Annotated in this window: 11 protein-coding genes; 3 read left to right on the plus strand and 8 right to left on the minus strand. The window is 42.7% G+C overall.

Annotation, left to right across the window (positions count from 1 at the left end):
* Positions 1-446 precede the first annotated feature (446 nt).
* The 3 genes from C8N29_RS04945 (at position 447) to C8N29_RS04955 (ending at position 1,817) form a co-directional block, all read left to right on the plus strand.
* Positions 447-722 (plus strand): type II toxin-antitoxin system TacA family antitoxin, encoded by a 276-nt coding sequence (locus C8N29_RS04945; protein WP_107864931.1) that lies wholly within the window; start codon positions 447-449, stop codon positions 720-722.
* Entirely contained in the window at positions 709-1,200 is a 492-nt protein-coding gene (locus tag C8N29_RS04950; RefSeq protein WP_107864932.1) for a GNAT family N-acetyltransferase, read from the plus strand. The genes C8N29_RS04945 and C8N29_RS04950 overlap by 14 nt, the downstream gene beginning before the upstream one ends.
* A 275-nt stretch (positions 1,201-1,475) precedes the next feature.
* Complete coding sequence (locus C8N29_RS04955) at positions 1,476-1,817, plus strand: hypothetical protein (protein WP_107864933.1); 342 nt, start codon at positions 1,476-1,478, stop codon at positions 1,815-1,817.
* A gap of 108 nt (positions 1,818-1,925) precedes the next feature.
* On the opposite strand, the gene C8N29_RS04960 is transcribed toward C8N29_RS04955, so the two are convergent.
* From C8N29_RS04960 to gspG, 8 genes are read right to left on the minus strand one after another with little or no spacing between them, the layout of a single operon-like run.
* Positions 1,926-4,325, minus strand: coding sequence for a secretin and TonB N-terminal domain-containing protein (locus tag C8N29_RS04960; RefSeq protein WP_107864934.1), 2,400 nt, complete (start codon positions 4,323-4,325; stop codon positions 1,926-1,928).
* Positions 4,322-4,948, minus strand: a complete 627-nt coding sequence (locus C8N29_RS04965; protein WP_107864935.1) for a hypothetical protein — start codon at positions 4,946-4,948, stop codon at positions 4,322-4,324. Before C8N29_RS04965 ends, C8N29_RS04960 begins: the two co-directional genes overlap by 4 nt.
* Positions 4,948-5,529 (minus strand): hypothetical protein, encoded by a 582-nt coding sequence (locus C8N29_RS04970; protein WP_107864936.1) that lies wholly within the window; start codon positions 5,527-5,529, stop codon positions 4,948-4,950. The genes C8N29_RS04965 and C8N29_RS04970 overlap by 1 nt, the downstream gene beginning before the upstream one ends.
* Positions 5,526-6,059 carry a hypothetical protein gene (locus C8N29_RS04975; protein WP_107864937.1) on the minus strand — a complete coding sequence of 178 codons (534 nt, stop codon included), beginning with the start codon at positions 6,057-6,059 and terminating at the stop codon, positions 5,526-5,528. Before C8N29_RS04975 ends, C8N29_RS04970 begins: the two co-directional genes overlap by 4 nt.
* Positions 6,059-6,823, minus strand: coding sequence for a hypothetical protein (locus C8N29_RS04980; RefSeq protein ID WP_107864938.1), 765 nt, complete (start codon positions 6,821-6,823; stop codon positions 6,059-6,061). Before C8N29_RS04980 ends, C8N29_RS04975 begins: the two co-directional genes overlap by 1 nt.
* Positions 6,804-8,336 (minus strand): GspE/PulE family protein, encoded by a 1,533-nt coding sequence (locus C8N29_RS04985; RefSeq protein ID WP_107864939.1) that lies wholly within the window; start codon positions 8,334-8,336, stop codon positions 6,804-6,806. The genes C8N29_RS04980 and C8N29_RS04985 overlap by 20 nt, the downstream gene beginning before the upstream one ends.
* Positions 8,333-9,529 (minus strand): type II secretion system F family protein, encoded by a 1,197-nt coding sequence (locus tag C8N29_RS04990; protein ID WP_107864940.1) that lies wholly within the window; start codon positions 9,527-9,529, stop codon positions 8,333-8,335. The genes C8N29_RS04985 and C8N29_RS04990 overlap by 4 nt, the downstream gene beginning before the upstream one ends.
* Positions 9,529-9,945: a type II secretion system major pseudopilin GspG gene (gspG, locus tag C8N29_RS04995; protein ID WP_107864941.1), complete on the minus strand. Its 417-nt coding sequence runs from the start codon at positions 9,943-9,945 to the stop codon at positions 9,529-9,531. The genes C8N29_RS04990 and gspG overlap by 1 nt, the downstream gene beginning before the upstream one ends.
* Between the last annotated feature and the right edge of the window lie 40 nt (positions 9,946-9,985).

The following is a 9,985-nucleotide window of genomic DNA, read 5'->3' on the forward strand; positions in this document are numbered from 1 at the left end:
TTGTTGATAACGTCAAATAAGCAAGCGTAGCCCGTATGGAGCATCGCGAAATACGGGATAAATGCCTCTAAAACAGGGGGTTATTAACTTAAAACGGTTTTAACCCCGTGTTACGTTGTACTGCACACGGGCTACTTTTGGGCAAGAATGGGTTGAGGCACGAAACCCATCACATTGATTTGGTTAAAAATTGTGGGTTTCCTACGTCAACCCACACTACGGTGCTGCTGCTAAAGCCGCAGCAAGCGTAGCCCGTATGGAGCATCGCGAAATACGGGATAAATGTTTTTAAAACAAGGGCTTATTAACTTAAAACGGTCTTAACCCCGTGTTACGTTGCACTTCACACGGGCTACCACTGCTTAAAACACCATGATACTTGTTGATAACGTCAAATAAGCCTAAAATGTACAACAAGTAGATGTACATTTTAGAGGTGTATCATAATGCCAAATTTAGCAACTGAACGTATTAACTTACGCGCCCCCACCGAAGCAAAAAAAGTCATTGAGCAGGCCGCCAGTTTGTCAGCAATTAGTGTAAGTGCGTTTATTTTGGAACACGCCTACCAAGCTGCCAAACAGTTAATTAGCGAGCATGAACGTATTGTTTTAACAAATACCGAGCGTGATAAATTTCTTGCTGTTTTAGATAATCCACCATCACCTAATACCGAAATGCGTGAATTACTAGAGTTAGGAGAACAGCTTGTATCGCATTGAGCAGCTATCTAAACATCATCAACGGGGCAAGTTTGATTGTGGTGAACCTGCATTAAATACGTTCTTGCAAAAGTATGCTAACCAACAACAAAAACGTCATTTAAGCCGTGTGTATGTTGCCTTAGATGATCAAGCGCAGGTTGTTGGATTTTACAGTTTAAGTGCAACCAGTATTGAGTTTGAAAGCGCACCCCAACATCTAAAGCGCAATCTTGCTCCGTATCCTATTCCAGCCGTTTTAATAGGGCGTTTAGCCATAGATAAAGGACAGCAAGGTCAAGGGGTAGGCCGTTATTTATTAGCTCATGCTTTGGCAAAAACAAAACAAGCAATGGGGATTGTGGGGATGGTGGCCATTGTTGTTGATGCCAAAAACATAGAGGCAGTTAGTTTTTATAGACGCTTTGGCTTTGAGCTTTTTCGTGAGGATGGATTACGACTTTTTTATCCAACCATTGCATTAACAGAAAGTCATTAAGCTAGCGTAGGCTTGGCATTTTGCCAAGCTAATTGAATGATAAAGCAAGCCCGTATGGAGCATCGCGAAATACGGGGTAAATGACTGCCAAAACAAAGGCTTATTAACTTAAAACGGTCGTAACTCCGTGTTACGTTGCACTTCACACGGGCTACAACTGCTGCTAAAGCCGCAGCCTAAATATTATTTTTACCCCGTGGCTTAATGCACAAAAGCCACGGTAAATCATGGTAGGTTTATTAGGTTAACCTAACCGCCAATTTTAAGGAGTTATAATGAAAAAGTTATTGTTTATATTAGCCGCATTATCTTCTGTGTCCGCATATGCGGGTACCAGTACAGGTGGGACTATTACAGGATTTAGTCCGTATTCTTCTGGCACGGTAGAAATTTTAATATTTAAAACCTCTACACTGACGGGTACACCAGCATGTAATACAACCCAACGTTTTGCAATAAATAGCAATAATATTCGTTATAGCAATACCACAGCCGCCGTCATGACAGCGTATTCTGCAAATAAAATTGTGCAAGTAAAAGGACTAGGAACATGTAATGTGTGGGGCAATGCAGAAGACGTAGATGTGATTTGTGTGGGTGATATGCCCTGTTGGTAATATTTGAGTCAATATCATGTAGTGTTTTTAGCTAGTATAGATACCAATCTCAACCTTATGGTTTATTTAGTGTGGTTTTACATCAAGCCACACTAAATAAACACTCACTTAAGGCGTAATCATTAACGAACGCGGCTCACCTGTCGTTAACAGTTTTTGTTGTTGACTATTCACTGCCTGACTCTGACTTAAACGAAACACCAAAGGCGTATCACTTAATTGAGTAGCTTTGAGTGTGAGCATAATCAATGGCCCACTGTGATTGGGGGTTGCCCCTAAATCAACATGTATGCCTGTATTGGTGGGTCTATAGTTAAAGGTGCTACTGGGTGCAACCAAATTGGCATTAATAATCTCTAAACCTTGATAGGCTGTTTCAATGTCAAACGACCATTTATCAAACGCCACTCCTTGACTCATTAACGCCACGGTAAATTCTTTGTTTACAGGAATTTGTGCAGGGGCAACAATATCTAACTGTAAGGCTGCTTGTTGGCCTTGTAACACGCTGTCATTGCCTAAACTCAGTGGTATTTCACTACTGTCAACCCCACTTTCAGGCGCAGTGATGGCTGAGCTATTGGGTGTTGCGCTAGTTTCAGTTGTGGTGACAGCGGGTATTGGTGCATTCGCTGTTGGTGTGGGCGTATCGACCTTATTGAGTGTATTGCTCACATTAGCGTTTTTAGCTGCTCCTAAGCCTTTATTAGAACGTGGATTATATTGGCCACCGCTGGTTAAGCGTAAAGGTTTGGTGGACACTTCCGCGCCTGTGCCTGAGGCAAATTCTAAGCCGTCAATGCTGGGTGTATTTAACGGGCGCACCACATGAGGGGTAATTAATAAAATAATTTCTGATTTGGTATTGCTGTTACTGTCATTAGAAAAAAGTTTACCTAATAATGGTAGTTTACCTAAACCGGGAAAGTGGGATGCACTTTCACGCTGTTCATCTTTAATCAAACCTGCCAGCATTTGTGTTTCACCGTCTTTAAGGCGTAACACGGTATTGGCATTACGTGTACCAATTTGATAGGTTAATAAACCTGTACTGGATTTTACCTCTTTAACAATACTACTGACTTCTAATGCCACGTTAATTGACACATCTTGATTGACATGGACTTCGGGTTCAACTTCGAGTTTTAAGCCAACATCTAAATAACTCACTGACTCCGAAATCGAGCTAGAGGTTTGATTACTGGTGGTGGTGACAACAGGCACTTTATCGCCAATTAAGATTTTCGCCTTTTCGCGGTTACGCACCCGAATTTTTGGATTGGCTAAAATATTTGCCGAACCACTGGTTTGTTTAAAATTGACACTGGCAATCGGGTCGGGCACGGTTAAGCTAAAATTATCACGATTGAGATCTTTTAATTCATCAATGGTCAATTGACCTGCTTTTTTGGCCGCGCCTGACACACTGGCCGAAATTTGATTAGGATATTGAATGCCTAAGTTTAATAAACTGTCCGAACTCACTTCTAAGACTTCAACGTCTAAATTAACTTCAGGTTCAGGAATGTCATAGGTAGCAATCAGCTTTTCAACCGTGCTAATAATCTCTAGGCTATCGCGAATCACTAATAAACGTAATTTATCATCAATGTACATCGCTTTGGGATTGACCATAATCCGCAGCATGTCTTGCATTTTTTTCGGGTCAGCCGCACCCAAATAAAAACTTCTCACCACTAATTCTTCATACTGTTTGGTTTTTTCGGGATTATCAGGATAAATCAGCAAGGTACTATCGTTTAAGACTTTTTTATTGAGTTGATTGGTTTTTAAAATCAGATTGAGGGCATCTTCAATACTGGTATGACGTGCATAAATCGTGGTTTTTAAATCGGCTTTCACTTCTTTATCAAATAAAAAATTAATGCCTGCGCTTTGTGCCAGTACATCTAAAATGGCTTGTAAGCTGGCATTTTTAAACTCTAAAGACACAGGTTTACGTAAGCTTTGTTTGAGTAATGGCTCGTGTAACCATTGGCGTTGCTGTTGCAAGTCTAGTTGTTGTTTGTGTTGTTTAGCAGCTACGTGTTGGGGATTCTCACTGAGAATGGTATTTAAAGCGCGTAAGGCCTCTTCGGTTTGCCCATCGGCTAAGGCTTGTTCGGCCTCTTTGAGTAACTGTTGATGACGTTGCTCACGATAAATCAATTCCACACCGCGTAAGGCGGCAGCATGTTGTGGGTCAATGCTTAAAATAGTGTTGTAACGATTTAAGGCCTCATCGGTTTGTTGTTGACGTTGGGCTTTATACGCTTCATTTAACAACTTGCTTAATACTTCATCACGGGTATGAATGTATTTTAAACGATGACTTTGTGGATGTTGTTCACTCAAGGTTTGCCATAAACGCATCGCTTCAACCGCGTGTCCTTGTTGTAACAGTTTATTGGCACGTTGTTCTTGAAAGTGTGAAGCACAACCTTGCAGGCTGAGCAACAAGATCAGGGGTGGGGTATAACGGCAAAAAGATAAAATGTGTAACGTCATTCTGAGTCACTCAGGGATAAAGATTGTAAGCTGTTGTTGGGCAGATAACGAATAAATGCGGTATTGTCCGTGACTCGTTCGAGTTGCCAATTTTTTTCAAAGATTTCACCTTCTTTAACCGCAAGGTGTTGCTCTTGGTAATCAAAGAATAAAGTCGTTTTATCGTCACGCACTAAACGGCCTAAATAAGCAAAGGGCATGGTTGGGGTATAGGCGGATACGGTATTGCTTTCGCCACTGTTTGCGGTTGATAGCACTGGATTGCTGACTATTTGGTTAACAGGTGGTATGACCACAGGCGGAGGTGAAGTCACTTTGGCCACGTTGACAGTTTTCACCGCTTTAAACTGAAATAGTTGTCGTTGCCAAGGGGCAAGCGCTGGTGAGGGATGTTGTCCAGTCTTAGCAAGGTCTTGTTGTGAGGTATTGTCTGCCTTGATGGTGCTGTTGTTTATTGAGCTATTCGGTGGCTGATTGCTTACGCTTTGTTGGCTGTGATCACTGAGTAAATCATCGGCAGAGTTTTCTTCATCAACGCGTGGTTCAAGCATCATCACCACACTAACCACCCCTGTGATTAATAGCAGGCTAAATAAAGGTTTAGATAACAAGGCTTGGCTCATTACACGCCCTCCGTTTTAAACCACAATTGTGCTTCGAGGGTCAGTTGTTGGTTGTGCGCTAGGGCATCTGTTTGTTCTACGCTTAAACGGCTGATGGCCAAATTGGGATGTTGTGCGAGTAACAAGGCAATAAAGGTCATTAGCTGTGTTTCTGAACCTGTGAGGCTAAAACGTAGTTGCGTTTGTGTTAAGGCTAATACTGAAGTGCTTTGATATTGGTAATCGATTTGGCCAATACTCAGTTGTTGTTGTTTGGCTAATTGCTGAATCTTGAGCAGTTGGCCATTGCGCTGCGTTAAGGGCGGTAAAAAAGCCTTAAATTGTTGCTCAAGAGTAGCTAGGGGCTGAATAGGCGTGTTTACGGTTAAGGTAGCAGACTTTGCTGTTGAGGCTTGAGCCGTTTGTTGTTGTAATTGTTTAACCGCAAGTTGCTGTGTCATCACCTGTTGTTGTAAGGGCTGTAGCACACGCCACTGCAAACCAATAGCCAACAACAATAAAGCCGCTATGGCTAACTGCGTATAAGATAGCCGTTGACCCCATTCACGCAACGTCCATTTCATCAAGGCGAATAACTTCATGGCTGACCTCGCCATTGTGCGCTAAGCTGAAAATACAGGGGTTTATCAGGCAGGGTGGTGGTTTGTTCTTGACGTTGGGGTAACACGGCTTGCCAATCCGTGTGATTTTCGATACGACTGATAAAGGCAAATAAGGCTTGTTGTTGTGGTGCATAGCCTTGAATCAGCACCTCGTTTGAGCCAGCTTTAGGTTCTATTTTACTGAGGTGGATGTCATTGCCGCGTAGCTCGTGTAAAGAGCTGAGTATCGTTAACCACGGAAAGGTGAGTTGTGTAGCAATATTATTGACTTCTTGTTCGGCTTTAACATCACTGACTGGGGCTTTAACAAAGCCTTGTTGTAAACGTAATTGACGTTCAAGGCGAGACTGCTGTGTGTCTATGTCACTCATTTGAGTTATTAAACGGTCACGCTCCATCACTTGCCACACGCATAACAACAGTAATGCGCCGCCCACAGCTAAATTAACTAATCGAAGCGTTGTATTGTGGGGTGTTGATTTAGCAAAGTTAATGTGGAGTTTGGCCATCAAAACACCCCACACAAGGTAAAGGCGTGATAAGGGTCAGCGCAATCGTTAGGTAATTGATAGGGCTTTAAGCGTAATAAGCAGTTGTTGCTAAGGGTGTCTGTTGTTGATGCAGTACGGTTGAAATACACCACTTGTTCAAGCGCAAGGGGCAAGCTACTGGGTTGTACAGTCACTTGTTGTAAATGACCTTGGTCTTGGTGAATGACATAAAGCCGATGATATTCTTCAATCGCCAAGGTCTGTTGTCCCGTCAGTTGACGATAAAAACGATTCCATACCACCACTAAACTCGGTTGTAACAACTTAAACGCATGGCCTTTAACAATAGCCAATTGCTCAATGGCTGTTAATAAAGACGACTTGATGGCAACCACCAGTTGTGTTTGACCAAAACGGCAGTTATCTGCCATGAATTGATAATCTAAGGCTTGTTCAGGCGCGTATTGTTGGTTAAACAAGGCCTTGCTTAGTTGCTCACGGCCTTGTGAGTCTAATGAATCATGCCACGGCACAACGACAAAACGGCAATAGTAGTTGGCAAGAATCATTTCAATAGAGGAGCCTTTTGGCAGATGACTAAGTGCTTGCTCAAGCGTTGCCAGTAATAATTCAGCGGTTGGCTGTTTTGATGTGTGGGTGGAAGGTGAAAACACCTGATAGTCGATAATGGTCGGCTGTGGCCAACCGCGCAGTTGAGCAACACTGATTTGTTCAGGATGTAGGTAAATACGCACGCGAGGTTTAGTCAACAAAGGTAACACGATTAATTTCCTGTAAGCTGGTTTCACCGCGCTTCACGGCTGCAATCGCTTGCTCACGCATAAAGATCGTTCCCCCTTGTTGCGCAAGGGCTTTTAAGTGGCTAATTGGTTGTTGTTGCAAAATCGCTTCACGTAATTCATCGGTCATCACTAAAATTTCAGCCAAGGCTTTTCGGCCTTTATAACCTGTGCCTCGACACTGCGGGCAACCTTTGCCACGTTTAAAATTCACCCCTTGATAATCGGCAGCACTGAGTTTAGAGACAGCTAATTGTTCAGCAGAAGGAAAATCGTCAACCGTGCAGTGCGGACATAATAACCGCACTAAACGTTGGGCAACAATGCCATTTAAGGCGGCAACAAAACTGTAATTATCAATACCCATGTGCCGAAAACGACTAATGACATCAAAGACATTATTAGCGTGGACTGAGGTAAACACTAAATGACCTGTTAAGGCTGCTTGAATGGCAATCTCGGCGGTGTCACTGTCACGAATTTCACCGACTAAAATTTTATCGGGGTCATGGCGTAAAATAGAGCGTAAGCCTTTGGCAAAGGTAAGTCCTTTACGCTCATTGACCGGAATTTGTAACACGCCTGACAGTTGATATTCGACAGGGTCTTCAATGGTAATGATTTTATCATCACCGTGATTCACTTCACTGAGGGTGGCATACAAGGTCGTGGTTTTACCCGAACCTGTTGGCCCTGTGACCAGTAACAGGCCATACGGTTGTTGGGCTAAACGGCGAATAGTGAGTTGGGTTTGCCCATCAAAGCCTAATAATTCTAAACTCAGTTGTTGATTGCTTTGGCTGAGTTGCTGTTTATCTAAAATCCGTAAGACCGCATCTTCACCAAATAAACCCGGCATCATCGACACCCGAAAATCAATCTCTCGGCCTTGTAACGTCACGGCAAAACGGCCATCTTGCGGAATACGTTTTTCACCAATATCTAATTCGGCCATCACTTTTAAGCGTGAAATCACCTGTTCGGCTAATAACACATTGGCTAGTTGACGAATCGGGATTAATACGCCATCAATACGGTATTTAATCACCAGTCCTTGAACAGTGTTTTCTAAATGAATATCACTGGCACTACTATGATGGGCTTCATACAGCGTGGAGTTGACTAATCTCACTACCTGATTGGCATCTTGGGCAATACTCGATAAAGAAATTTCTGCTTGTTGACGTTCGTTTAAGCTTTGTTGATTCACATCGAGTAATTGATTAACCGCTTGTTGTTCATTCTGTAATTGGCTGAGATGATTTTCTAAAAGATTAGCTTCAATCAAGGCAATACTAAAATCACCTTGTAGCCTGTAACTTGCCCACGTCACTAACTCTGCTGAGGCTTGACTGACTAACAGGATAAGTTCGTGATTAACAACACCGACCATACATCCTTTTTGTAAACAGTCGCTATAGCTAATCTGACTAAAGTCGCCTTGCAGTGTGTCCAGCAAGGCGGTATCAAAAGAGGGGAGCTTAACGAGACTCATTGCACACTACTCGCCAATTCAAAGATCGGTAAGTACAGCAAAATGACAATGCCACCAATCAATAAGCCAATAAACAACATCAATAACGGCTCAAACAAACGAGTAAAGCTATCAATCCAACGACTAAGTTCATGTTCATGGAAACTGGCGGTTTGCTCTAACATCTCAGGTAATTGACCGTTACGTTCCCCTGCACGAATCAAACGTAAGGCCACAGGCGTACTGAGTTTAGCTTGTTCTAAGGCAATACTTAGCCGTTGCCCGACACTAATCGCTTCAATCGCTTGTTTGACTTGTTGTTGTAAGTTAAGGGGTAATAAACCTTGAGTCATGTCTAGGGCTTTGAGAATCGGAATACCCCCACGTAATAATAAACTTAAAGACCGATAAAAACGGGCTAGTTGCATCAGTTGTAAATTAGCCCCTAACCAACGATTGTTGTATAAGGCTTGACTGAGATAAGCGCGCACCGCCGTTTGTTGGCTGGCAAAGGCTAACAAGCTGACTAACGATAACAAGGATAAACTTACTGCTAAAGGATGTTGACTGGCAAATAAGCCCCAGTCCATTAATAACTTTGAGGCTAAGGGTAATTCGGTATCTAAGTTTTCATACACGCTGCTAAAACGTGGCACTAAATAACATAATAAAAACATCGCCACTAAACTACCCACACCAAGTAGTAGGGCAGGGTAGATGGCGGCACTGACAATTTTATCTTTTAAAATGCCTAATTGCTGTTGGTAAGCTAAATAACGAGATAAAGCATCAACCATTTCACCTGTTTGTTCACTGGCGGCAATGGTTGCGATAAATAAGGCAGGAAAAATATCGGGAAATTGATTTAAAGCCGCCGAAAACGATAGCCCTTGATACATGTGTTTAATCAAGGGTTGTAAGATGGCTTGCTCTTGAGCATGATTTTCACGCTCGCTTAAAGTTTCTAAGGCTTCGATTAACGACAGTCCTGCACCTAATAAGGCCATCAGTTCATGGCTAAATAAAATCACATCAAAACGGTTTTTTTGCCACGAGGGAAATAGCAAAAAGCGCTTGTCTGCGGCTTGACAAGCCAATACCGTTAAGCCTTCTTGTTGCAACAGGTTTTTAGCATCGGCCTCTGAGTTAGCCGTCACCTCACGTTGACAGACTTGACCTTGAGGGCTGAGGGCTTGTAGGTGATACAACGGCATTACCAGTTGCCTAAGTCGCTATTTTGTTGTTCTCCACCTAGCGTTTTATCAGCCCCTAAAGAATACAAATCATAGTCAGGGTTATGCTCACCGGGGCTTTTATATTGATAAGGCATACCCCAAGGGTCTAAAGGTGCAGCTTTTTTTAAGTACGGACCATTCCAGTTAGCGACGTTATTGGGACGTGTGGTGAGGACTTGTAATCCTTCTTGTGTGCTAGGGAATTTACCTGTGTCTAGACGATAAGTATCAATGGCTTTTGATAAGGATTCAATTTGGGCTTTGGCGGTGGTGACTTCGGATTTACCGACATTTTTAAATAAGCTCGGGCCAATGATGCCTGCTAACAAGCCAATAATCACTAAGACAACTAACAGTTCGAGTAGGGTGAAGCCTTGATTGTTACGGGTAATCATAATCCTATCACTTGATTTAAAAATTTTGGCTCAGAGCAGA

Origin of the sequence: Agitococcus lubricus, assembly GCF_003051055.1 — a bacterium.
Classification (GTDB): Bacteria; Pseudomonadota; Gammaproteobacteria; order Pseudomonadales; family Moraxellaceae; genus Agitococcus; species Agitococcus lubricus.

Coding starts and splice junctions, on each gene's coding strand:
- C8N29_RS04960 (WP_107864934.1), bottom strand. CDS start 4,325: ATGACGTTACACATTTTATCTTTTTGCCGTTATACCCCACCCCTGATC.
- gspG (WP_107864941.1), bottom strand. CDS start 9,945: ATGATTACCCGTAACAATCAAGGCTTCACCCTACTCGAACTGTTAGTT.
- C8N29_RS04965 (WP_107864935.1), bottom strand. CDS start 4,948: ATGAGCCAAGCCTTGTTATCTAAACCTTTATTTAGCCTGCTATTAATC.
- C8N29_RS04955 (WP_107864933.1), top strand. CDS start 1,476: ATGAAAAAGTTATTGTTTATATTAGCCGCATTATCTTCTGTGTCCGCA.
- C8N29_RS04975 (WP_107864937.1), bottom strand. CDS start 6,059: ATGGCCAAACTCCACATTAACTTTGCTAAATCAACACCCCACAATACA.
- C8N29_RS04990 (WP_107864940.1), bottom strand. CDS start 9,529: ATGCCGTTGTATCACCTACAAGCCCTCAGCCCTCAAGGTCAAGTCTGT.
- C8N29_RS04970 (WP_107864936.1), bottom strand. CDS start 5,529: ATGAAGTTATTCGCCTTGATGAAATGGACGTTGCGTGAATGGGGTCAA.
- C8N29_RS04945 (WP_107864931.1), top strand. CDS start 447: ATGCCAAATTTAGCAACTGAACGTATTAACTTACGCGCCCCCACCGAA.
- C8N29_RS04985 (WP_107864939.1), bottom strand. CDS start 8,336: ATGAGTCTCGTTAAGCTCCCCTCTTTTGATACCGCCTTGCTGGACACA.